General features: G+C 69.5%; 19 protein-coding genes and 2 tRNA genes. 12 read left to right on the top strand and 9 right to left on the bottom strand.

Annotated elements, in window-relative coordinates; all coding sequences use genetic code 11:
• Window positions 1–90: 90 nt before the first annotated feature.
• On the bottom strand, window positions 91–957 hold the full coding sequence (locus Aau02nite_RS43330; protein ID WP_212994508.1) for a replication-relaxation family protein: 867 nt from the start codon (window positions 955–957) through the stop codon (window positions 91–93).
• A gap of 1032 nt (window positions 958–1989) precedes the next feature.
• Here Aau02nite_RS43330 and Aau02nite_RS43325 point away from each other — a divergent pair.
• The 5 genes from Aau02nite_RS43325 to Aau02nite_RS43305 all read left to right on the top strand — a co-directional run bounded on the left by Aau02nite_RS43325 (window position 1990) and on the right by Aau02nite_RS43305 (window position 6351).
• Entirely contained in the window at window positions 1990–2319 is a 330-nt protein-coding gene (locus tag Aau02nite_RS43325; protein ID WP_246595876.1) for a DNA-binding protein, read from the top strand.
• The gene (locus tag Aau02nite_RS43320; RefSeq protein ID WP_212994536.1) at window positions 2319–3773 is read left to right on the top strand and encodes a tyrosine-type recombinase/integrase; all 1455 of its coding nucleotides are present in this window, start codon (window positions 2319–2321) and stop codon (window positions 3771–3773) included. The genes Aau02nite_RS43325 and Aau02nite_RS43320 overlap by 1 nt, the downstream gene beginning before the upstream one ends.
• Before the next feature lie 415 nt (window positions 3774–4188).
• Window positions 4189–5043, top strand: coding sequence for a hypothetical protein (locus Aau02nite_RS43315; RefSeq protein ID WP_212994507.1), 855 nt, complete (start codon window positions 4189–4191; stop codon window positions 5041–5043).
• A 318-nt stretch (window positions 5044–5361) separates the two neighbouring features.
• A complete protein-coding gene (locus Aau02nite_RS43310; protein WP_246595875.1) occupies window positions 5362–5505 on the top strand; it encodes a hypothetical protein in 144 nt (47 codons plus the stop codon).
• 15 nt (window positions 5506–5520) lie between these two features.
• Window positions 5521–6351, top strand: coding sequence for a phosphotransferase (locus Aau02nite_RS43305; protein ID WP_212994506.1), 831 nt, complete (start codon window positions 5521–5523; stop codon window positions 6349–6351).
• 15 nt (window positions 6352–6366) lie between these two features.
• On the opposite strand, the gene Aau02nite_RS43300 is transcribed toward Aau02nite_RS43305, so the two are convergent.
• On the bottom strand, window positions 6367–7107 hold the full coding sequence (locus tag Aau02nite_RS43300; RefSeq protein ID WP_212994505.1) for a DUF4839 domain-containing protein: 741 nt from the start codon (window positions 7105–7107) through the stop codon (window positions 6367–6369).
• A gap of 614 nt (window positions 7108–7721) precedes the next feature.
• On the opposite strand from Aau02nite_RS43300, the gene Aau02nite_RS43295 reads away from it, so the two are divergent.
• A complete protein-coding gene (locus Aau02nite_RS43295) occupies window positions 7722–8195 on the top strand; it encodes an NUDIX domain-containing protein (RefSeq protein ID WP_307857982.1) in 474 nt (157 codons plus the stop codon).
• Between the two features lie 59 nt (window positions 8196–8254).
• On the opposite strand, the gene Aau02nite_RS43290 is transcribed toward Aau02nite_RS43295, so the two are convergent.
• Both Aau02nite_RS43290 and Aau02nite_RS43285 read right to left on the bottom strand, forming a co-directional pair.
• Window positions 8255–9445 carry an acyl-CoA dehydrogenase family protein gene (locus Aau02nite_RS43290; protein WP_212994504.1) on the bottom strand — a complete coding sequence of 397 codons (1191 nt, stop codon included), beginning with the start codon at window positions 9443–9445 and terminating at the stop codon, window positions 8255–8257.
• On the bottom strand, window positions 9442–10227 hold the full coding sequence (locus Aau02nite_RS43285; RefSeq protein ID WP_212994503.1) for a DapH/DapD/GlmU-related protein: 786 nt from the start codon (window positions 10225–10227) through the stop codon (window positions 9442–9444). Before Aau02nite_RS43285 ends, Aau02nite_RS43290 begins: the two co-directional genes overlap by 4 nt.
• Window positions 10228–10399: 172 nt before the next feature.
• On the opposite strand from Aau02nite_RS43285, the gene Aau02nite_RS43280 reads away from it, so the two are divergent.
• Window positions 10400–11725, top strand: coding sequence for a helix-turn-helix domain-containing protein (locus Aau02nite_RS43280; protein ID WP_246595874.1), 1326 nt, complete (start codon window positions 10400–10402; stop codon window positions 11723–11725).
• Window positions 11726–12084: 359 nt separating this feature from the next.
• Here the strand turns inward: Aau02nite_RS43280 and Aau02nite_RS43275 are convergent.
• Window positions 12085–12160, bottom strand: a tRNA-Arg gene (locus Aau02nite_RS43275).
• A gap of 228 nt (window positions 12161–12388) precedes the next feature.
• Between Aau02nite_RS43275 and Aau02nite_RS43270 the strand changes: the two genes are divergently transcribed.
• Complete coding sequence (locus tag Aau02nite_RS43270; protein ID WP_246595873.1) at window positions 12389–12934, top strand: SigE family RNA polymerase sigma factor; 546 nt, start codon at window positions 12389–12391, stop codon at window positions 12932–12934.
• Window positions 12931–13611, top strand: coding sequence for a hypothetical protein (locus Aau02nite_RS43265; RefSeq protein WP_212994502.1), 681 nt, complete (start codon window positions 12931–12933; stop codon window positions 13609–13611). Before Aau02nite_RS43270 ends, Aau02nite_RS43265 begins: the two co-directional genes overlap by 4 nt.
• A 54-nt stretch (window positions 13612–13665) precedes the next feature.
• Here the strand turns inward: Aau02nite_RS43265 and Aau02nite_RS43260 are convergent.
• Window positions 13666–13759 (bottom strand) — tRNA-Ser (locus tag Aau02nite_RS43260).
• Between the two features lie 735 nt (window positions 13760–14494).
• Between Aau02nite_RS43260 and Aau02nite_RS43255 the strand changes: the two genes are divergently transcribed.
• Window positions 14495–15583 (top strand): hypothetical protein, encoded by a 1089-nt coding sequence (locus Aau02nite_RS43255; RefSeq protein WP_212994501.1) that lies wholly within the window; start codon window positions 14495–14497, stop codon window positions 15581–15583.
• Here Aau02nite_RS43255 and Aau02nite_RS43250 read toward each other — a convergent pair.
• Window positions 15570–16343 carry a CPBP family intramembrane glutamic endopeptidase gene (locus tag Aau02nite_RS43250; RefSeq protein ID WP_212994500.1) on the bottom strand — a complete coding sequence of 258 codons (774 nt, stop codon included), beginning with the start codon at window positions 16341–16343 and terminating at the stop codon, window positions 15570–15572. The two genes, Aau02nite_RS43255 and Aau02nite_RS43250, sit on opposite strands and share 14 nt — an antisense overlap.
• Before the next feature lie 156 nt (window positions 16344–16499).
• On the opposite strand from Aau02nite_RS43250, the gene Aau02nite_RS43245 reads away from it, so the two are divergent.
• Window positions 16500–17609: a globin domain-containing protein gene (locus tag Aau02nite_RS43245; protein WP_212994499.1), complete on the top strand. Its 1110-nt coding sequence runs from the start codon at window positions 16500–16502 to the stop codon at window positions 17607–17609.
• Here the strand turns inward: Aau02nite_RS43245 and Aau02nite_RS43240 are convergent.
• The gene (locus Aau02nite_RS43240) at window positions 17606–19165 is read right to left on the bottom strand and encodes a peptide deformylase (RefSeq protein WP_212994498.1); all 1560 of its coding nucleotides are present in this window, start codon (window positions 19163–19165) and stop codon (window positions 17606–17608) included. The genes Aau02nite_RS43245 and Aau02nite_RS43240 overlap by 4 nt on opposite strands.
• Before the next feature lie 398 nt (window positions 19166–19563).
• Here Aau02nite_RS43240 and Aau02nite_RS43235 point away from each other — a divergent pair, with 398 nt between their 5' ends.
• Window positions 19564–20280, top strand: a complete 717-nt coding sequence (locus Aau02nite_RS43235) for a hypothetical protein (protein WP_212994531.1) — start codon at window positions 19564–19566, stop codon at window positions 20278–20280.
• Between the two features lie 91 nt (window positions 20281–20371).
• On the opposite strand, the gene Aau02nite_RS43230 is transcribed toward Aau02nite_RS43235, so the two are convergent.
• A complete protein-coding gene (locus tag Aau02nite_RS43230) occupies window positions 20372–22339 on the bottom strand; it encodes a DUF6311 domain-containing protein (RefSeq protein ID WP_212994497.1) in 1968 nt (655 codons plus the stop codon).
• Window positions 22340–22436 lie beyond the last annotated feature (97 nt).

The raw sequence follows: 22436 nt of genomic DNA, 5'->3' as shown, positions 1-22436 counted from the left end.
AGGCGAAGATCGCGCTCGGTGACAACGTGACGCACGAGCTGGCGTCGCTCTACTCCTGGCTGCAACGCGACGACGAGTTCCGTGGCCGGGTTAAGACCCGTTTGAGGTCAGTTGGGCGAGGTCGCCCAACGTTGTGCGATGTTCGCCGTCGCCGGCGACCATCCACACCGGCCCCGCCGGGGAGAGCTTGCCGGCGGCGGCGTGGTCGCGGGCACCTGTCGCGAGAGGTGCGGGCAGCGGCAGGTCAGCCAGTCGGGCTCGGAGGTTGCGCTCCCGGGCCGCGGAGTGCAGCCAGTACAGCACCGGCCACGCCCGGCCGAGTTCGACGAACAGTTCGCGGTAGCCGGCGAGCTTGGTGATCAGCACGCCGAGCTGTTCGGTGCCGGTGTCGTATTCGAGGAAGAACGGTACGACGTCAGTGCCGTCGCGCCAGACGCCGTAGCCGTCGGGGCGTATGCGTGGCTGGTAGGCGAGCAGCAGGGCGGGGTCGTCCGGGTGGGCGAAGGTGCCGGGGCGTTGGCACGTCGACTCGGGCAGCCACTGCATCAGCCGCGCGCTCGGATGAGTGCGGGCGTAGCCGGCGAGGTCGGTGAAGAACTTGTTGACGCCGAGGCGGTGGTCGAGCGTGCGGGTAGCGGTCCAGCGGCGGCGTTCGAGGCGGGCGTGGTCGCGGCGTGGGGGCCGCTCGTCGCGGGATGCGGCGACGACTTCGGCGCCGAGCTGGTCGATGAGGTAGTGGTACGGGTACGAGCCGCCGTCGGCGCGTTGGGGGCGGAAGCGGGCGATCAGGCGCAGCCGGTAGAGGGTGCGTAGCCGTCGCTGGCAGAAGTCCAGGGACGGGAACAGCGCGTCGGCGATGTGGAAGGTCGTCAGGACGCCGTGGTCGTAGAGCCAGCTGAGCAGGGTGCGGTCGCGGTCGGTGAGCTGCGACTGGACGCGGAGGACGGGATCATCCATGGCGTACCCCTGAGGGAGAGACCCGAAGACGTAGAGGGTCTGTCGGAGTAATAGCGGCGGATGACGCCAGGCCATCTGGCCTGCACTGTGAGGTGAGGGTCGGGGTCGGTTCGGGGGTCCGGTTGAAGACTGACGTCAACGCTGACGGCAAGAACGACGTCAACGCGGACTCCGAGACCGTTACGAGAGAGCCGGATACGGGAGCCACACGCATCTCCTAAAGATCATCAGGGTCGGGTGAGCAGAATCCTTCGGCAGGATGGCGAGGAGGATTGCTACGCGGCGGAGCGGCCGGGGTAACTACCGCATCCTGAGTCGACACGAGGTCGACCGATCGGTGCGCGACGTTGACTCGACTCCGCCGATGCGAGCACCGACGTCACCGGCAGCTCCCCGAACCCCGGTCTGGTCGCTGGCTCGGTCGCTTCTCCCGCCCTCAAAACGGCGCTTGTCAGCTCTGGCGAACACCTGCCGTTCGCACAGAGGTCTGTCAACGTCTCACACACTTCTGACAGTGCAACTCAGAAGGCATATGCCGGTGGGGCGGAGACTGCGGCCGCGACGTCGGCTCGTCCGGCGGGCATTAACAGGACGGGTGTGAGGTGGAGACCCCTGAGGCGCCGGGCACCGGTCACGTCGCGCCGCGGGCCGGTATGTCAGGCGCCGATCGGCGTCTCACTTGGACACGACGAACACAGGCTTCAGTGTCGTCGGGCTGGACGGTTCGCGCGGACCGCCGGTGCCGGTGTTTCTTTGCCAAGGTCCTGTCAGGCTGGCGGATCTGACAAGAGGTCCCGGGACGGCGTCCGTGGCCTGGCGCCGGGGCGGCTGTCAGACTCGCCGGCGGAGCGATCTTCGTGACGAACAAAGCGTTGAGCTGCGGTGTCAGAATCCGGGAGACGTTGTCAGACTCCTGTGAGATCGGCAGGTGTTCGCCAGAGCTGACAAACACCGGTTTGAGGGCGCCGGCGCACTACCGCTACGGGCAGGTGCGCCGATCCGACCGTCTCTCGTGACAGGAGCACCCTCGCCGTGAACACGAACAACATCACGAACGACAACGGCGGCGTCTGGACTGAGGCACGTATCCGCGCTCTCGGCGCTGTCACCGACCTGCCGACCGCCGGGCGCATCTTCGGGCTCGGCCGGTCGCTCGCGTACGAACTCGCCAAGAACGACGACTTCCCGACCCCGGTGCTACGCGTCGGCAGCCGCTACCGCGTACCCGTCGCCGGGATCCTCACGACCCTGGGCATCACCGCAGCCGGCGACTTGACCCCGCCGGCGGAGTGGAGCGTCGATCAGCTGGGCGCAGTCAGAAGCACGGCCGCCCGCGACCACACCGACCGGGGAGAACCGTGATCAGCGAAGGATCAATCACCAAACGCTGCACCTGCAAGGACCCGACCACGGGTAAACGGCTCAACGCCAGTTGCCCGAAGCTGCGCCGGCCGGGCGGCTCGTGGAGCACCATCCACGGCACCTGGGGCTACCAGCTCGAGTTGCCGACCGCGCCCGGACGCAGCCGTCGACAATTGCGCCGGAGTGGGCTCGACAGCCGAGACGCCGCCCGCGGCGAGCTTGATCACGCCCGGTCGCTGCTCGCCCTCGCGAGCGGGGACGAACACCTCGCGGTGCAGATCGGCGACCTGCTGTACGCCTGCAAGAGCGGCAGTCCGCTGCCGGACCGGGACACCGTCGCCGCCCGAGTGCGCGCCGGTGTGGCCGCCATGACTCCGGCGACGACCGGCGAGTACCTCACCACCTGGCTCGCCGGGCGGCGCGGGCTGTCACCGAAGACCGTGCGCGGATACGGCGACCATCTCCGCGCTTACCTCATCCCGCACCTCGGCGACATTCCGCTGCAGAACCTGCGGACCAGCCACATCCAGGCCATGTTCACCGCGCTCGACACCCGCAACGAAGAAATCCGCGCCGGACGGGCGAGCGACGATCCGACCGTACGGATGAAGTTCCGCGGTGTTCGGCCGTTGAAGGCCGCGAGCATGCGGCGGCTGTACGCGACGCTGCGGGTGGCGCTCAACGACGCCGTACGCCGGGCGAAGTTGATCCCGGCCAACCCGGCGCTCGGCGTTGAGCTCGAGGCCGGTAGCCGACCGAAGGCGCGGGTGTGGACGCCGAAGGCGATCGAGTGGTGGCAGACCAGCGGGGAACGGCCGAGCCCGGTGATGGTGTGGCGACCCGAACAGGCCGGACAGTTCCTCGACTACGCCCAGCGGCACGACCCCGTGCTGTACCCGCTCTTCGCGCTCATCCTGCATCGGGCGCTGCGTCGCGGGGAAGCGTGCGGGTTACGCGACCACGACGTCGACCTCGGCGAGGCCTACCTGACCGTGGTCCAGCAGATCACCACCGTCGGCTACACCCCGGTCGTACGGAAGGTGAAGAGCGACGCCGGGGACCGGGTCATCCCGCTCGGGCCGACGACCGTCGCGTTGCTCGCCGAGTACCAGAAGATGCGGCAGGAATGGCAGAAGGCCAGCGGGGACGCGTGGCCGAACACCGGGTTCTTCTTTGTCCGGCCGGATGGGCAGCCGTGGCATCCCCAGATCGTCAGCGACCGCTTCGACTACCTCGTCACCGCGAGCGGCCTGCCGCCAGTGCGGCTGCACGACCTGCGCCACTGCGCCGCCACTTACCTACGCCACGGTGGTGCTGACATGAAAGAGATCCAGGAGGTGCTGGGGCACTCCACGATCGGGCTCACCTCGGACACGTACACCTCGGTGATCCTCGAACTGCGCCGACCGAACGCGGATGCTGCCGCGAACCTCATTCCCCGCAAGGCGGGATGAGTGCTGAGCCCAGTTCTGCTGGCGGTGCCTTTGCCACGACCGAGCGGACACGGCCATCCCCTGTTTTCCACGAGCCCGGTCCGCATTCCTGATCTCTGATCACATCCTGGCCAGAGCCGCGGCAAAGGTGTCCACCGAGCGCGCAGGGGCGATCCGGGCATTGCGCGGGAAGCCGGGAGCGCTTACGGTGACCGAGGGACAGCGGTCCGTTCGCATCCCTACAGCTGACTCACCGAGCTTCGGCTCGCCGCTTCCTCTCGCGGAGCCCGTCACGGCCATTCTTGCCGAGGGCTGAAGACCCCGCTCGCGGCACTCTCCTCTCCATTTCGACGCATTCGTCTGCATCGACGGATCGCTCGTCTCGCCACCGCGTGCGGCTTCACCGCCGCCGCCCGACGCGAGAGGAACAACAACCATGTCACCACACCCGCACGAGGCACCGGAGACCCCCGCTGAAGCCTGGCTCAACCGGACCCTTCCGCTTCGGCACGGCTTCTGCGCCGAAATCGGCGCGGACCTGCGCAGCCACACTCCCATTCCCGTCGACGTCGCCGACAAGTCGTTCTTCGGGGACCTCATGGAACGTGCCATCGGCCTATCCCTCAGCGGCCAGCCTCCATACCTCAACTTGTTCCGCCTCCTCGGCGACGACCGCGCCGCCCGGCTTCTGCGGCTCGCGGGGTACGACAAGACCTGCGCCGCACCAACACCGACCAACGTCTTTCTCGTCGCCTACCGACTCGCTCAGGTCAATCAGCTCCTGAACCCGCGATGGGGCGGCCGAGTCGATCCGGAAGTCATCGCACGCTTCCTTCGCCGGCATCCGGACGCCCTTCCGCGCCACTGCGGCGAGGCGAAGTTCGAACGGCGCGCATTCGACGACCTCTGGGCAAGCTTCAGCGGCGGCTTCCAGACAGCGCTCAGGTCATACGGCAACGCGATCGCCCAGGTACCGCTGCTCGGCGGACAACGACATGCCGACTTCCTGGTCGGCCGAACCGTACTAGAGGTCAAGAGCGGCCGACTTGACCGAGACGCCTACATCCTCCAGCTGATCAACCAGCTGATCGGATACGCCCTCCTCGCCCATGTCGACGGCCACGCGGTCACCCACGTCGCGGTCTACGCCGTCCGCTACCAACGACTGCTGCGCTTTCGGATAGAGCCGCTGCTCACTCGGCTCGCGGGCCACCGGCTCGACATGGATCCAGCAAGCGGCGGTTTCGCTGAAGCGGTAGACGGCCGCCGGTACGGGACAACGGCAGCCTGAGCGCCACGCGCCGGGCCTCCCAAACGGGAGGTCCGGCGACGCTGCCACAGCGACGTCCCACATAGGACCGTTTGCCACGGTGCCGGCCGCAAGGCGGCCGGGTGCACGAACGGTCGCTCCACTCTTCGCAACGGTCAAGTCGACCGCCGAGAGCTACGACGGAATAGCACTGATCCAGCAGGCCGTACGCTGCCGGACGGCCGGTCGTACCGGGTCGTCCCGACCGAGCCGGTCGACGCGGCCTGGCACGCATCCCTGCAACACACCGAGCCTTACACCGCTGCCTGCCAGCAGATCGCGGGACACTTCGTCCACCACGTGCCGATCCTGACCGAAGGCATGGCGGACGGCTCCTCGCTGGAGTACACCCGCCAGGCCTTGAAAGCGACCGGCTACTACATCGACCCCGAGTTCTGGGACGGCGAGGCGAACTCCTGCTGTCCGCCCAACCCGGGAATCTGAAGGACGATCTGACCGATGCGCAGTGAGTGGACCGCGTTACCCGAAGCCGTCACCGACGAGGTAGCCGACCGTGTCGGCGAATCACACGCCATCCCCGCTGTGACCGGCGATCATGCGGAGATAGCCGCGACCGTCGCCGGAACGCGGGGGACGGTGTTCGTCAAGGCGGCCCACACCGATTTCGGGGTCCGGTCTCTGCGCTACGAACTGCGGGTGAGTGAGGCCGTCAACGGGTCTCTCTCACCCGCAGTCGACTGGCACTTCGAGGCAGCCGGCTGGCTGGTGGTCGGCTTCGAGCACTGCGACGGCCGGCATGCCGACCTGTCCCCCGGCAGCCCAGACCTTGATCTTCTCGGCGAAGCGCTGACGACGCTCGGCCGGACGCCGGCACCGGACGTGCCGTTGTTCAACCCGCAGGCGAGGCTCGGGTTCGAGCATCCGTCGATGGCCGGCGGCACGCTCGTACACACAGACCTCAGCCCCACCAACCTGATCGTTACCTCACACGGCCTGCGGATCGTCGACTGGGCGATGGCGGCCAAGGCCGCATCATGGGTCGAGCTGGCCATGCTCATGCAGTGGCTGATCAGCGCAGGACACTCGGCGGAACAGGCCGAACAATGGCTGACTCGGTTTCCCGCATGGCGGCTGACCGACCCCGAGGCCCTGGACTACTTCGCGACAAGCAACGCGGAGAAGTGGGCCGCCAAGTCGGCCGGAGCAACCGCGGATTGGATCCATGACCTAGCGGCGTGGACGCATCAGTGGTCGATGTACCGACGGCAGAACCACAAGCTACGTGATGCGTCGAACCACGGTGCCGATGTGGAACGTCGACGGGCGTGATGTCTGGCCGCTCGGCTATCGGACTTCCGTCGAGACCGGATCGAGGTAGAAGAGGCACTGGACCGTGTTGAACTCGCGCACCTCGGCGACGAAGCGGAATCTGTCGCCTTCGCCGACGGCGGCGGGGGTCTCGTCGCCCGTCAAGTTCAGGTCGAAGACGCTGACGTCCTCGTACTTGAAAGCTGGTCCGACCGTCGACTCGGGTCCCTTGTTGCCCGGTGCCAGGAGGAGGTCGTATCGAGTGTCGTAGTCGCCATGGGGTGCCATGTCCGCGATCGAGCCGTCGAACGCGACGGTCCGGCCTGCGTACTCAGCCGCGAAGTCCACGTTGGCCTCGTCGCATGTGTCCGCCTTGAGTAGTGCCGTGAACGCCCGGTTGTTCCGCGATGTGATCACCTCGATGGCAGGCGACTCGCTTATCGCTGGCGTCGGCGCATCGGAGGGCTTCCTGTTCGGAGTGGCCGTCATGGTGGCCGGCGCGGCTTTCGTCTCGCTGTCAGTCTTACCGCCTTCGTCGCCGAGCGCGGCGGCGACGACACCGGCAACAGCCACAACCGCCAGGACGGCCGCGCCGACGCCGAGAAGACGCCATGGCACCGGCTTCTTCAGCCGACGGAAACTGAGAGTGGACCGGATCATGCCCGGCTCCTGGTCGACGAACTCCCAGCCATCCTTCTGCATCCTCGAGATGACCAGGCTGTCGGTGCCGCGGACTGCCCGCACGGTCGTGTACTTGTACCTGATCTCGTCGGCCATGCGGCTGCGCCCCCTATTGAAACTCGCCTAGCGAGAATAGGGATCACCGCCAGGCTTTCGACATTACCGATGCGGCCCTGGCCGCAATGTCGCGCCATCGAGCCGTTCGGGCTGCTCGCCACGGCTGATCGCACGACGAGCAGCATCCGCCTACATCCGCGGGCGGAGCTCTTCGAGGAACCGCTGTACCTGTCGACGGCCGGTCAGCCTCACCGCCTGCAGACGACTTCCATGCCCGGCGATGAGGGTGTCGATCCGGGGGCGCATCGCTCGGCGATAGCCGAGCACATACCTGATGACAGCCCCGTTGATCCGGTCGTAGACACCATCGGCATGGCGGACCCCCGCCGAGCCGGCAAACTCAAGCCCACCCAGCCCCGCCACGCAGGCAAGGCACTGGTACGCCCAGGTCGTACTCAAGTGCATGCTCATCCGCGACGAACAGCCAGACCTCGATGCCGCGATCGCCCTTCCCGACGTGCCCACCTACCGCAGCCTCTTCCAACGCACCAAGACCAGCCTGCACCGGGCTGGAATCGACGTGCTCTTCGTCGCCGGGGACGGCGAAGACTCATCAGATACCGAGCGCCACAGCCCGCGGTTAACCTGTCGCGATGAGCAAGGACTTCACCGCCACGTTGCCCCGCAAGCGGATGGGAGCTGGAGTGCTGCTATCCGACGATCGCGGCCGAGTGCTGCTGGTCGAGCCGACGTATAAGGACTACTGGGAGATCCCGGGCGGTGCGGTCGAGGCCGACGAGTCGCCGTACACCGCGGTGGGGCGGGAGCTCAAAGAGGAGCTGGGGCTGGTGGTGCAGCCGGGCCGGCTGCTGGTGACCGACTGGGTGCCGCCTCGTCCGGAGCGCACCGAGGGCTTGATGATGGTGTTCGACGGCGGGGTTCTGACGCCGGAGCAGACGGCGCAGATCAGGCTGCCGGTCGAGGAGCTGCGCAGTTGGGCCTGGTGCACCGAGCGGGAGGCCGGCGAGCGCCTGTCGGAGCTGCTGGCCCGGCGGATCGCCGCAGCGGTTCGGGCTCGGGCCGAGGAAACTGTCGTCTACCTGGAGAACGGGTTTTTCGTCGCCTGACGTGCGAGGACGTGAACAGGCTCCGCAGCTGAGGCTGCGGAGCCTGTTGTCGTACGGGGTCAGGTAGCGGCCGCCAAGGCCGGCGTTTGCGTCGGGGCGCCGGCGGAGGCGGAGGCGAGCAGGGTGACACCGCCGGAGCGGTAAAGGCTGTCGTGGATGCCGTCGGCGTAGAGCAGGCCGGTGAGATCCGCGCGGGCCTTGGCAGCGGGGTGGCTGCGCTTGAAGCCGCTCGCGCCGATCAGCGGGGCCAGGTCGGCCACCGCTTGCACGGCGGTGTCGATGCCGGCGGCTTTGCCGAGCCGGGCGAGCAGGCCGGCGTCCGGGTGACCAGCCGCGGCCAGCCGGCTGGCGGTCAGCGCGGCGAGCAGGTTCGCGGTGATCGCGGCGTGGGCGCGTCCCAGGGTGATCAGTGCGTTGTCGCGGATGCGCGGCAGGATGCCGACATCGCGGCGGGCGGCCAGCTCGTCGGCGACCAGGCCATGCACGCCGGCAGCGGTGCCCAGCGCCGTCGCGGTGACCAGCGGCCGGAACCCGGCAAAGTGCTCGTGGAAAATCTCCAGCCCGGAGCCGGGGTTGCCGAGCAGCGCAGTGGCCGGGTCGATGGGCACGTCGTGCAGGCGCAGCACGCCCCAGCCCCAGCCGCCGAGCCCGAACGGCTCGATCACCTCCCGCTCGACGCCGGCATGCTCGGCGTCGACGAGCACGGCACTGATGCGTCCGTCGGGGTCGCGCACGAACACGACGAACGCGGCGGCCTCGGTCAGCCGCGACACCCAGCACTTCTCGCCGGTCAGCCGCCAATGCCCGCCGCGGCCGAGCCGGGCCTGGGTGGTGATCTCCCGGATACGGGAGCCACCGCGGCGCTCGCTGGCGGCGATACCGACCAGGTCGCCGGCGTGCAGGCGCCGGGTCCAGGCCCGGGCGGTGCCAGCGGTGGCGTGGGTGAGCACCATGGCGCCGTGGCCGAGCCCGGTGCAGTCGCGCAGGTCGAGGTCACGAGTGCCGGCGAGGAACTGAGCGAGGGTCTGCCATACCGGGCCCGCGGGACCGGGCGGCGCGCGGTGCCCGCGGGCGGCGAGCTCGCGGCGCAGCTCGAGCAGCCACCGCGACCAGCCGGCGTCGTTCGCCTGTGGCGCGGCCGGGCACAGCACCTGCAGGTCGTGGTCAAAGTGCTCCAGTGCCGCCCAGTCGGCCGGGTCGAGCTCGGCCACGCTGCTGCGCAGCGGCTCCAGCCAGGTTAGCGCGTTCACCGGGTCACCTGCCCGTGCACCGCGGCGGGCACCCCGTAGACGATCGCGTCGTCGGCGACATCGCGGGTGACTACCGAGCCCGCGCCGACCAAGGCGCCTGCACCAATGGTGACGCCGGCCAGCACGACCGCGCCAGTGCCGACCTTGCAACCCTCACGGAAGATCGGCGGGGTCAGCGGCAGTTCGTTGCCGGGGTCGCGCCAGATCAGCTGCTTGTCGTTGATCGTGCGGACGCCGGCGCCGATGAAGGCGCGGTCGCCGACGATGGTGTCGGCGGTCAGGTGCGAGCCGGGCGAGCATCGCACCCCGGATCCGATGCGGGTACCGCGCTCGACGGTGAGGTTCGCGGCCAGCTGCGTGCCGGCGCCGACGCTGACACCGGTGCGCAGCAGGGTGTGGTGCCCGATCGTTATGTCGTCGCCGATCGTCGTGTCCGCGTAGACGATCGCGCCGGCACGGATCACGACGCCGGCGCCGACGGTCGTGGTGGCACCCACACCGGGGTGCACCTCGCGAACGGCGTAGCCGTACTCCGGCTCGCCGAGGATCACCCGGTGGCCGATGTGGGTGTGGGCGCCGACGCGCAGCCCGCCGTGCAGCACGGCATAGGCGCCGACGGTGACCTGCTCGGCCAGCACGATCGGACGCAGGGTGCCCTGCAGGTCGGCGGGCAGGAACACGGCGGTGGGGTGCAGGCGGCAGCCGGCGCCGATCTCGAGCAGTCCAGCCTGGACCAGCTGCGCCGCGGTGATCCGCTCGGTGGTTGTCGTCGGGTGCAACATGAGGCTCCCTCGGGACTGTGCCCACCGCCGGGGATGGTGGGGCGGGCTGTGTATCGAGTCCACCGCCCGGCACCGCCGCAAAGAAGGCACGTCACTTTCTGTGCAAGCGGCTTGCGTGATCTGCAACCGGCGGGTCACTCTCAAAGACCCGTGCTGGTGAACGGAGCATCCCGTGAGCGCACCTCAGCAGTGGACGGCGAACCCGGCGGTCCAGCAGGCGGTACGGGCCGGCGACTACGCCACAATTCTGCGGTTCTCCCGGCTGGCAGCCGGCCTGACGCTCGAGCAGCTCGGCGCGGCCGGCGGCTACTCGGCGTCGACCTTGTCCCGCTTGGAGAGTCGGCGCCGGCGCATCCGCGACGTCGACGAACTGCGCCAGTTGGCGGACCTGTACGACGTACCTGTGCATCTGTTCGGCCTGGCTACCGCGGCCGGAGACGCTGACGGGTCTAACCTGGCCGGAAGGGCAGACGGAGGGGGCGACAGCGTGCACCGACGCAATTTCCTTGCAGGTACGGCCGCCGTCGGCGTGTCCGCCGCAATGCAGGCGACACCCGCCGCGGCCGCGCCCACCGCCAGCACCATCGAGGACGTGTTGTTCGGCCGGCTCACGGCTGAACCGCTGCCGGCCCACCAGCTCGCCGCGCAGCTCGCCGCGGCCCGCGCCGACTACCGGGCCGCCCGCTACACCCGGCTCGCTCGCCGCCTGCCGAAGCTGCTCGCCCAGGCGGTGTCCAGCCGCGCGGCGGCCGCCGCCGACGAGACCGCCGGCGCCTCCGAACGGCTCGCCGAGGCGTACGGCGTCACCGCCCAGTTGCTCATCAAGCTGCACGACAACGGCATGGCCTGCGCCACCGCCGATCGGGCCGTGCAGGCCGCCGCCGCCGGCAACGACCCGCTGATCATGGCGGAGAGCCAGCGCCAGGCCGCCACGGTGCTGCGCCGCATCAATCACCGCGACAGCGCCCAGAAGCTCGTGCTCAGCGCCGCCGAGCAGCTGCGCGTCGCGACCCCGGCGCCCGACGCCGCGTTCGCCGCAATGTACGGGCAGCTACTCGCCGTCGCCTCCTACACCGCGGCGATCCGCGACGACCGCGACACCGCCTGGACACTGCTGGCCGAAGCCGAGCAGTCGGCACGGCACGCCGGAACTTCCGGCCGATTCAACAGCACCGAGATCGCGGTCTACCGCATCAGCATCGCCCGTAAGCTCGGCGACTACGGCGCCGCAGTGGACTTCGCCCGCAAGGTCGATCCCCGCACCATCACCGACGCCGAACGCCGCGCCCGCTACTGGGAGGACACCGCCCTCGCCCTACACGGCCGCGGACGGCCAGAGTCAGCATTTGAGGCGCTGCTCGCCGCCGAACGCGACGTTCCCGAAGAGGTCCGTTACCGGCCCTGGGCTCAGCAACTCACCCACGACCTGTTGGAAGCCCCAACCGGCCACAGCCTCACGGGTATCCGCGACTTCGCCACCCGCGTCGGCGTCGCGTAGCAGCTTCCATCGGGGATCCCACCTGCACACATATGAGAAGCCGGGAGCTATCGAGAAGCGCCACGCGCCGGGCCTCCCCGCCAACGGAAGGTCCGGCGACGCTGCCGCAGCGGGGTCCGGCTCGCGAACCCAATCGCCACGGTGCCGGCCGCCAGGCGGCCGGGTGCACGAACAGTCGCTCCACTCTTCACGACGGTCAAGTCGTCCGCAAAGAGCAGTAGCGGACGCAAAAGCACTGGTCACGGAACGGCGGAGCACCATCGGAGCACCACGCTCCCAAACGCCGGGAAATGGGCCCCCGAAAATGGGAAAGAAGAAAGCCGCCACCCACGTTTCCGCTGGTGACGGCCTTACAAGTCTGGTGCGCCCGAAGGGACTCGAACCCCTAACCTTCTGATCCGTAGTCAGATGCTCTATCCATTGAGCTACGGGCGCTTACCTCACCACTTCCCCGACCGGACGTGAAGAACCGTCCAGTGAGTCGCGGTTGCGTTTCCGCTGGTCCAAGCCTTTCCTGCACCCGGACCTGCTAGACGACGACTCTAGCACGACGTCCCGGACGCCCCCCAAACCGGTCCTGGCCTCCCACGGCACTCCTCGACCTCCCGTGCAACCCTTGCGGCCCCGTATCCGTCTGGGGGCTGTGAGATACGAGGAGAGCTCGTGAGTGGTAGCGAGCGAGATGCGCAGTTCCATGAGTTCGTGCTGGCTCGGCGGGCCGCTCTGGTGCGGACGGCCACCCTGCTGACCGCGGGCAATGCGCATCTCGCGGAGGATCTGGTGCAGTCCACCCTGACCAAGCTGTACCTCGCCTGGCCCGCTTTCCAGCGCGCGCACAGCCCCGACGGCTACGTACGCCGGGTACTGGTCAATGCCCTCACCGATGAGCGGCGCCGGTTGTGGTGGCGGCGGGAGCGGCCCACCGCCGAGTTGCCCGACCGGCCGCATCCGGGTGGGTCCGAGCCGCCCGGTGAGCTCGACGATCGGCTGCGTACGGCGTTGCGTGAGCTTCCGCCGCGGATGCGGGCCGCCGTTGTGTTCCGCTACTTCTACGACCTGGACGTCGCCGAGACCGCCGATGCGCTCGGGTGCTCGCAGGGGACCGTCAAGAGCCAGACCGCCCGCGCGTTGGACCGGCTGCGTGCCGCTCTGCAGGCGCGGCCCAGTGAGCAGAGCCGCACTTTTCTTCGTCAAGGAGTGACCTCGTGATGGACCTGCGTGATCAGCTCGCCTCGATCGCCGGGCCGGCCGTCGCCCCCACCGCGGCCGACGCGGACGCCGACCTGGCGCGGGGCCGGCGGGCGCTGCGCCGCCGCCGTACCGCTCAGACGCTCGGGGGTTCCGCCTTCGCCGCGGCCGCCGTCGTCGCCGCTTTCGTCTTCGCGACCGGCCTCGGCGCCGGGGCGCCCGGACCCGCCGCGACGGACCGCGGCACCGCGGTCTCGACGACCCAGCTCGTGTCCTACAAGGGCAAGCAGCCCAAGGGTTTTGTCCTCGACAAGATTCCGGACGGCTGGTTCGTGCAGGCGGACGACCCGGGCAGCATCGTCCTGGCGCCCAGCCGGATCAGGAACAAGCCGGGCGTCGACCCGTCGTCGGATCCGCTCTACGACCCGAACAGCTTCGAAGGCAAGATCGCCGTCATGCTGCAGAGCCGGGACCAGGGCGGCCCGCCGGCCGGCACCGAGGTCGAGGTCGGCGACCGGGACGGCGTGCTCGCCCAGAGCCTCGACAACGACAGCGGCCGGACCCTGTGGGTCGAGCAGCCGTCGGGCGTCTACCTGCAGATCCAGTTCTGGGCGGACCTCGGGCTGAGCCACGAGCAGATGGTCGACTTCGGCGCCGGCGTCCACGTCACCAAGGCCGCGAAGCAGGGCGCCGGCTGATCCGGCCCATGAGAAAGGGCCGTGAGCGTGATGCTCACGGCCCTTTCGCGTGCGTGGCGGAGACTCCGGGATTCGAACCCGGGAGGGGCTGTAAAACCCCAACCGCATTAGCAGTGCGGCGCCATAGACCGGACTAGGCGAAGTCTCCTCCGATGACTCGCAGGCCACCGACGGTTGAGGATACCGGACCGCCCGGGGCCCCGGCAAAGAGGTTGCCCCTCGGCCACGCCGATCATCGAAATCCGGAGAAATCGACAGACCGCACCGTCTTCCAACAGGTGAAACGGCCGCCGCGCGACTAGGCTCCCTCGGCATGGAGGAGAACGAGCCGAAACAGCGCCGTCCGCGGACGTCCAACCCCGCGTTCAGCACGCCTGACCAGCCCACTCCCCCGACCGAATCAGCTCCGGCCAAACCCGCGAAGGCACCCCCGGCGGTGACCTTCCGGCCACCGGCTGCCGACAAACCCTCTTCCGGTACGGGCACAGACGCACCAGAAGCAACACCGTCGCCCCGCCCGCAACGGAATCCGGCGAAGTCCACACCCCGCAAGGCAACGGCCCCGCAACGCCCGGCGAAGTCGGCCTCCGCCCCCACCCCACCGGCCGCCCCCACCCCGCCGAGCCGCAGCCGGACCCAGGCCGCCGCGAAGTCCGCCCAGCCCCGCGTCGAAGCCGCAGCGGACGCTCCCGCCCAGCAAGCAGCGAACACTCCGGAAAGCGCCCAGCGCCCACCCGCCAAGGCAACGCCCGCAGGAAAGACCGCACCCGCGAAGCGCCAGCCCCGCAAGGCGACACCACCCGCCAAAGCAACTCCGGCCGGCGCAAGCCCAGCCGAGTCACCGCGACCGGAGCCTGCACCTGCCAAGGCAACGCAGCCCGAGGTGGCACCGGCGAAGGCGGCGCGCGAAGAGGCAGCGCCCGCCAAGAAAGCCGCGGCCAAGGCGACCCGGCCGGCGAAGAAAGCCGCCGCGACCATCAAGGCAGCAGCCGCGGAGATCGCCCCGGCCGTGGTCACCCCGGACATGACCACAGTGCCCGATGAGCCGCCCACCGCCACCCCGGCACCGGCGAAGACAGAAACCACGCCGGCTCCGAAGACTGAGCAGCCGGCAGCCGGGGAGAGGACAGCCCCGAAGGGCAACGCTCCCTCGGCGGATGACGAGCTGATGCCCGGCGACACGCCGAACCTGGCTGCCGACGTACAGGAAAAGGCACGCACCGGGGCGACATCCCCGGCTGCCGAGCCCCCGGCTACGGCCCCGGGGCAGCCGGGGGCAGCCGCCCCCGTTGCTCCGACCCTGCCGCCCGCCGTCGCCGCCGTGGCGGACACGCTGTCCGGTGTCCGGACGGAGGCCTGGCCGGCGCTGATCGCCGATCCCGGCCACGCCCCCGAGCTGCTCGCTCTGGCCGCGCTCCAGACCATCGGCCCGCGCGCCGGCGAGTGGGCCGCCCGCACCCGGGCCGCGTACCCCGGCGCCACGCCCGACGCCCTGGCCCGGCTGGCCGTCTCCCAGTTCACCCGGTTCGGCAGTGTCAGCAGCGTCTTCGCCGCCGTCGCCGGGTCGTACGCGCCGATCGCCCTGCTCGGTGCGGCCGCCTACACGCACGCCGAGCTGGCGTTGCACGTCGCCGCCGCCTACGGCCTGGACCCGACCGACCGGGAGCGCGCGGTCGAGCTGCTGGTCCTGACCCGCGTCCATCCGGTCCGGGAGGATGCGGTGGCGGCGCTGGCCACGGCCGAGCAGCACAGCTACGACAACAGCGGGCTCACCGACGCCACCTGGCGGCTGGGCCGGATGATCGCCGCGCAGGCCGGCGGGTGGGCCGCCGTCCGCGCGATCAACCATTTCTTCCCTGGCACCAGCCTGCTGGTCGCCACATTGACCAGCCGGGGCGCCGTGCGGGCCATGGCCGCACGGGCGACCGTGCACTACCGCGCGCTGAGCCGGGGCGCGGTCACAGCCAGCTGAGCCAGTCCTTGGGCAGCAGGGTGTAGCCCACGAAGGCGGCGATGTCGAGCAGGGTGTGCGCCACGATCAGCGGCATGACCCTGCCCTTGCGGAGGAAGAACAGCGCGAACACCACGCCCATCACGGCGTTGCCCACGAACGCGCCGAAGCCCTGGTAGAGGTGGTACGAACCGCGCAGGACCGCACTGGCCGCCACGATGGCGCCGATGCGCCAGTTCAGCTCGCGCAGGCGGGTCATCAGGTAGCCGACGACGATGACCTCTTCCAGGATGGCGTTCTGCATCGCCGCCAGGATCAGCACGGGGACGGCCCACCACACCGGTTGCAGGGCGGCCGGCACGATCTGCGCGTTCAGGCCGAGCGCCGCTGCCGCGTACACCAGGAGCAGGCCGGGAATGCCGATGGCTGCGGCCAGGGCGGTGCCCCAGCCGGCGTCGCCGGCGGGCCGGCGGAAGTCGATGCCGAGCGTGCGTGCCGGGTCCGGCCGGTCGCGGCTCAGTAGATAGAGCGCCAGCAGGACCGGCACGAGGGCGAAGAAGATCCCGAGCAACTGGTACGTGAGATCGAGGTACGGCCGCGGCGACTGCGACGGGTTCAGCGTGGCCGTCTGCTGGGAGAGCGGCTTGCCGGCCGTGAGCTTCGCCACCAGCGACACCACCGCATAGACCGCGGACTGGCCCAGGGACAGCAGCAGAACGATCACTATCTCCAGGCGGAGCTGGTTGCGGGTGCCCGGGGGGCGATCAAGAGCTGCGGTCACGGGACCCACTGTAGGAGGGGCTCAGCCGTTCGGGTGATCACGTTCATGCACATTCGGACCTAACGGGCAAGCGACGCGCCGGGTGTCGGCAATTGTGCGGCGTACATCGCACTTCGGGTGCGATGCATCACCCACTGTTGTGCCCAGGCTAATGGCATGGGAGACCTCGCGCGTTTGCTCAAGGAGAGCTGGAGCCTCGTCGAGGAGCATCAGGACAAGGTCGCCGGCTACTTCTACGCGCGGATCTTCCTGTCACACCCGGACCTGCGGGATCTGTTCCCCGTCCACATGGACGTCCAGCGGGCGCGGTTGCTCAACGCGATCGTCACCGCCGTGCAGACCCTGGAGGACCCGGAGAAGTTCGACGACTATCTGCGGGCCCTCGGTCGTGATCACCGCAAGTTCCACGTGGAACCAGCCCACTACGAGGTCGTCGGAGGGGCATTGATCGAGGCGATGCGGCAGTTCGCGGGCGAGCAGTGGGGCGTCGAGTACGACCAGGCGTGGGCCGACGCGTACGCGGTGATCGCCGCCAAGATGCTGGCCGGCGCGGAGGCCGACACCAACCCGCCGTACTGGTATGCCGAGGTCACCGCGCACGAACGGCGCGCGACCGACATCGCGGTCTTCACCGTCATGCCGCTGCAGCCCCTGGAGTACCGCGCCGGGCAGTACCTGAGCCTGGAGTGCCCGCGCTTCCAGCCCCGGCTGTGGCGGACCTACTCGCCGGCGAACGCGCCCCGGCGCGACAACACCCTGGAGTTCCACGTCCGGGCGGTCGGGGCGGGCTGGGTCTCCAGCGCGCTGGTGCGCCGGCTGGAGGTCGGCGACATGATCCGGCTGGCCGCGCCGATGGGCTCGATGAACCTGGACCGGCGCTCCACCCGGGACGCGGTCTTCGTCGCCGGCGGCACCGGCCTGGCCCCGGTCAAGTCACTGCTGGAGGAACTGACCCGCTACAACCGGACCCGCTGGGTGCACGTCTTCTTCGGCGCCCGCACCCGCGAGGACCTCTACGACCTGGCCGAGCTCAACCGGCTCGCCGCCCGCTACCCCTGGCTGTCCGTGGTGACCGCGTGCAGCGAGGACCCGACGTTCCCCGGCGAGCAGGGCAACATCTCCGACGTGGTGGCGCGCTACGGCCCCTGGAACGAGCACGACTTCTTCGTCTCGGGCTCCGGCAAGATGGTCAAGGCGACCCTGCGGACCCTGGCCGAGCTGCAGGTCCCGTCCGTACGGATCAAGTACGACAGCTTCTCCGACTAGTAGTTCCACGGCTGGCCGGTCTGGCGGTACTCCTCGACCGGCACGAGGTTGGCTCCCGGGACCATCCGGTCCACGTACAGCCGGCCCTCGAGGTGGTCGATCTCGTGGCTGACCAGGCGGGCCATGGCCTGCTCGAAGGAGGTGATCACCCGGGTGCCGTCGAAGCGGGCGTGCTCCACGTCGACGCGCAACGGCCGGACCACCAGGCCGCGGTAGTCGAAGAAGGACAGACAGCCCTCGTACTGCTCGTCGGTCTCGCTCGACTCGTCGACGACCCGCGGGTTCAGCAGGACCACGGACTCCGCGCCGCGCTCGGGTGGGCGTACCACGGCGGCGGCAACCGCCAGGCCGATCTGCGGCGCGGCCAGTCCCACCCCCTTGCTGAAGTCGTGCAGTCCCTCCAGCCGGTCGAGCGTGGCCCGCAGACCGGCGACCGCGTCGCGGGCGGCGAGCTCCTCCCGGGGCAGCTGGAAGTGCCGGGCGCGTTGCCGCAGCAGGTCCGCGCCGCGCTGCACGATGCCGATTCCACGCATCCGCTGGCTCGCTCTCAGCTCGTGGGGCTGCTCGTACTGGCTCCCGTTGGTCCGGGGCTTCGGGACTCCTTCGTCCGGGGTGGTCGGTGCGGCCTGGCCCCGGAACCGCCACTCGAGGCGGTACCGGGCGTTGAGCAGCGGAGCGTCGGTCGACCATTCGAAGACCGCGCGGCGTGCGTCGTTGTGGCGCTCCAGCGGGGTACGCACGGGCACCTCGGCGGCCAGCGAGGTCTCGACACCCCACACCTGGGGCTCGAACTCGACCGGGAAGTCCAGCCGTACGGTGAGGTTGCGGGTGGGCAGGCGCACGGCCCGCTGGAACCACTGCCCCCACTTCTCCTCGCCGACCGTGTACGCGTACTCGATGGTGGTGCGCTCGCCGGGGTAGAGCGGGAACTGGCCGTGGTCGTTGGCGAAGAGCAGCCAGACCTCCTTGGCCGCGTCCCGGTCCAGCTTGAGCCGCCACTGCATCGGCTCGGTGGCGGCACCCTCGCCGGCCACCGCACGCAGGTCCATCTCCTCGAAGCTGAGCGGGTGCTGCCGGTGGTGCCGGTTGGAGCCCTGCGGGTCGTGCGGGTACCGGTCGACGGCGATCTTCACCAGATAACGGGTGACCGGCTCGACCCCGGCGTTGTAGAGCGCGCGCCGGATCACACACCGGTAGGCCCCGTCGGTGTACGTGAGCTCGGCGACCTCCTGCTCGACGATCAGCCCGGTGCCCGGCGGCATCCACTGCGCGGGCACGGGAGGGTCGCGGTGCAGGACGGGACCGCGGGCGTGCCGCAGTTCGTCGTACTCCTGGAATCTCTGCCAGATGGCACCGCCGGCGGCCAGCACCGCCTCGGCCCGCCGGGCGAAGTCCTCGGTCGGCTTGTGCCGCCGGCCCTCGACGTGGCTGACGTACGACGGATCGAACCCCATGCGCGCGGCGAGCTGCTTCTTCGTCATCCCGCGCTCGACCCGCCATTGCGCGAGCGCCGACACGAAGTGGTCGGCAGCCCTCTCGACAGGCGAGGTGGTCATCACGGATGTCCCCTTTGCGACAGGAATTTCAGTGTCCATGTCTTCCGGTGTCCGCATGGGGCTAGTAGCGCGTTGCCGACAGATACCTTGACGAAACCGGCAACGGCACAACGCTCGGTTAGGTCACCCTTGCTGGGGGTATTTACCCGAAGAACACCTGTCCGGGGCCGGGTATGTGGGGGTTTTGCTGGCGTGGTTAGGTTAGCCTTAACAAGGTATGGTGGGCCGTCCTGATCAGCGGAGCGTGGCGAGGTGACAGTGGTGATCCAGCGGATGAAGCCGCGCTGCCTCCGCCCGAGCGGCGCCCAGTGGTGACCACCGCGTTGGATCGTGTCGTCTCCGATCACTCCGCCTCCCCCGCGCAGCCCCTCGCGCCGGTGACCGCAACCCTGCGCGCCATGTTCGGCACGAGCACCGAGCTGCCCGGCCTGGCGCCGGACCTGACGGTCCAGGACCCGACCGGCTGGCAGCCCACCTCCGACCTGGCCGGCGCCAGCCTCGACACTCTGCTCGACTCCTCCCGCGAGCGCTGGCAGGCCCAGCCGCATGCCGCCGCCGCGCTGGCCTGGAAGGCCTACACCTACTGGCTGGCTCTGCCGGCCGTGCTGGGCTGGGCCTCCGCGCGCCGGGTGCCGCTGCTGACCGGCACCGACGTGCTGATGCACTTCAACGACCCGCGCCCGCTGGTCACCCTCGGCCTGCACCGCGACATCACGGTGGCGGTGCTCCCGTCCGACCCGCTGGCACTCAGCGGCCTGGCCCACGTCCGGGTCGTCGCCGACGAGACGGCGCTGCTGGAAGAGCTGCGGCGATCGCTGCTGGACGAGCACCTGACGCCGCTGCTCGACGCGATCCACACCAAGGTCCGGCTGGGCCAGCGCACGCTGCTCGGGTCGCTGTCGTCCGGGGTGGCTTATGCGGTGCTGCGCTCGGCGGACGTGCTGCCGGGCTCGTCGGCGGAGACGATCGCGACGCTGCTGGGGACGCTCGGGGTCGAAGACCTGATCGAGCTGGTCCCGGGCCGCGGTGGCAATCTGGACGTGCAGCGCAAGACGTGTTGCCTGGCCTTCACCCTGCCGAAGCCCAAGGTCTGCGTGGGCTGCTGCATCAAGTAGCGGCGGCGGCTGAGGTTTTGTTACCCGGGTTGCGCGGCTTCGACGCGCAGCCAGCCGGGGCAGGGCACCGACCCGGACTGTAGAGGCGCCGCTACTGGTTCGTCTTCTCCGAGTCCACGAGATTGCGGACGTCCCAGACCCAGGCCCCACCCGTCCACGTCGGCTGGAAGCCCAGCAGCTGCGTCATCGCCCGCAGCATCTCGATGTCGCGGACCTGCGGCGTCAGCACCACCACCCCCGCCTTCCAGTAGCGCAGGTCGGCCAGCGTCATCTCGCGGCGGGTCTCGGTGATCTCCGGGATCGGGTTGCCCTGCTTGATCGACGCCATCAGGCCGCTCGTCGGGCGCCACGGCGGTGCAAACTGGGCCGAGCGGTCCGTCGGGTCGAGCGGGTTGCGGCTCGGCAGCAGGGCGTACGCGCTGACGATCCGCATGTCCTGGCCCGTGTAGGCGCTCCAGCGCAGCGGATCGGGGTAGGAACTGTCCGGCAGCGGCAGGGCGACCAGCGTGTGGTTCTCGTCCACGTACTGCTTCCACTCGCCCGAGGTCACGAAGGCCGGCACCGGGTCCATCGGGGTGGTGCGCAGCGGGGTGGGCGTGAGCGGGACGAGCGCCATGGCCACCGCCGTGATCATCGCCACCCGGACCGGGCCGCGGGCGGCCGGCTGGGCCTTCATCAGGTCCGAGGCGCGCTGGCAACCCAGCGCCAGCATGATGGCGACGATCGGTGCGATCGCCAGGGCCCACCGGGTCGGCACGGCCGAGTTCAGGATCGGGACGCTGTGCAGCAGCGACCACAGGCCGGGGACGCCGGTGTCGACGCCGTTGAGCCGGATGCTCGGGCCGAGAGACATCGCGCCGAAGAACAGGGCGATGCCGGCCAGTGTCACGATGGTCACATTGCGGCGCATCCAGGCCACCAGGCCGAAGAAGAGGATGACCAGGCCCCAGCCGAAGAACGCGTTCTCCTCGGCGGCGTTCTGGGCGAGGCGGCCCGCGGTGATGCTGTTGCCGGCGATCGAGCGCTGCGCGTACGCGGTGAAGGATCCCAGGTCGGCCCCGAAGTACCGGACGAACTCGGGGAGCCCGTGGTAGCTCTGCGGCCCGAAGAACTGCACGTACAGCGGGTACGCCAGCAGCACCAGCGTCGTGCCACCCGCCACACCGAGCCCGCGCAGGAACGTCGTGGTCTCGCCCGGCCGGCTCCGGCGCCGCGCGATCGCCGAGACCAGGCAGAAGATGCCCAGACCGACCGCGGTCATGAAAAGGATCTCGAGGTTGATGAACGCCTGCCAGACCAGCAGGCCGGCGAGCAGCAGCCCGTTGCGGACCGCGCGGCCCGGCACCCGCAGCGCGAGCGTGCGCCAGATGATCAGCGGCACCAGGAACTGCGAGACGATGTTCGGGTGGCCGCCGGCGTGCGAGATCATGCTCGGCGCGAACGTGGCGAACAGCGCGCCGACCCAGGCCGCCAGCCGGGAGCTGACGAACTGGCGGGACAGCACGAAATACCACGAAATACCGGTAGCTGCCAAGGCCAGCGTAAGAAACGCGTTGAACGCCACATGCGGCCCGAAGACGGCAGTGACGGGCGTCATCGGCAGCGAAACGGCCAACACCGACGTGTTGGCCATCATGTTCACCCCATCGGGGTAATTCATGCGATCCGAGAAGAACGGATAAACGCCATCCGTGAGCACGCGTGCACCGTGCGCCAACATCCACTCAAAGAATGCCTGATCCTGGGGATCATCGCGCAACTCATGATCAAGATTGAGCCACAACGGGGCCGTGACGAAGACAGCTACCGCAATGAAGGTGACTATTGCGAGAACATCTCGCCAGGTGAGAGTGCGCCACCACCGGGGCCGCGGGTCCGGCGCGGCCTGCTCGGCGTCCTCGGTGTCAACAGCGGGTATGACCGAGATCGGCGCGGCGGCGACCTCGCTCTCCAGCGCGCGCAGCTCCGCGTCCAGGTCGTCGGCGTCGGCGGCGGGGTCGGGCGGCAGAACGTTCCCGCCGGCCGACTGGCCTGTCGAGTCAATACCCGTAATCGTCATAGCATCGGCGAGCCTAACCGAGGTTGGTAACAGTGTTGTGACGGGCGGCGCAGGCGTGATCGAGCCGATATCTAACCGTGTATTACCGGTCGTTGGC

Source organism: Actinoplanes auranticolor, from assembly GCF_018332655.1.
In the GTDB taxonomy this organism is placed as follows: domain Bacteria; phylum Actinomycetota; class Actinomycetes; order Mycobacteriales; family Micromonosporaceae; genus Actinoplanes; species Actinoplanes auranticolor.
This window is presented reverse-complemented; position numbering and strand designations above follow the sequence as displayed.

Bases quoted from the DNA above. Each gene is read 5' to 3' on its own strand.
- Aau02nite_RS43240 (WP_212994498.1), bottom strand. From the start codon at position 19,165: ATGACCACCTCGCCTGTCGAGAGGGCTGCCGACCACTTCGTGTCGGCG.
- Aau02nite_RS43295 (WP_307857982.1), top strand. From the start codon at position 7,722: ATGAGCAAGGACTTCACCGCCACGTTGCCCCGCAAGCGGATGGGAGCT.
- Aau02nite_RS43235 (WP_212994531.1), top strand. From the start codon at position 19,564: ATGTTCGGCACGAGCACCGAGCTGCCCGGCCTGGCGCCGGACCTGACG.
- Aau02nite_RS43315 (WP_212994507.1), top strand. From the start codon at position 4,189: ATGTCACCACACCCGCACGAGGCACCGGAGACCCCCGCTGAAGCCTGG.
- Aau02nite_RS43305 (WP_212994506.1), top strand. From the start codon at position 5,521: ATGCGCAGTGAGTGGACCGCGTTACCCGAAGCCGTCACCGACGAGGTA.
- Aau02nite_RS43230 (WP_212994497.1), bottom strand. From the start codon at position 22,339: ATGACGATTACGGGTATTGACTCGACAGGCCAGTCGGCCGGCGGGAAC.
- Aau02nite_RS43285 (WP_212994503.1), bottom strand. From the start codon at position 10,227: ATGTTGCACCCGACGACAACCACCGAGCGGATCACCGCGGCGCAGCTG.
- Aau02nite_RS43245 (WP_212994499.1), top strand. From the start codon at position 16,500: ATGGGAGACCTCGCGCGTTTGCTCAAGGAGAGCTGGAGCCTCGTCGAG.
- Aau02nite_RS43300 (WP_212994505.1), bottom strand. From the start codon at position 7,107: ATGGCCGACGAGATCAGGTACAAGTACACGACCGTGCGGGCAGTCCGC.
- Aau02nite_RS43330 (WP_212994508.1), bottom strand. From the start codon at position 957: ATGGATGATCCCGTCCTCCGCGTCCAGTCGCAGCTCACCGACCGCGAC.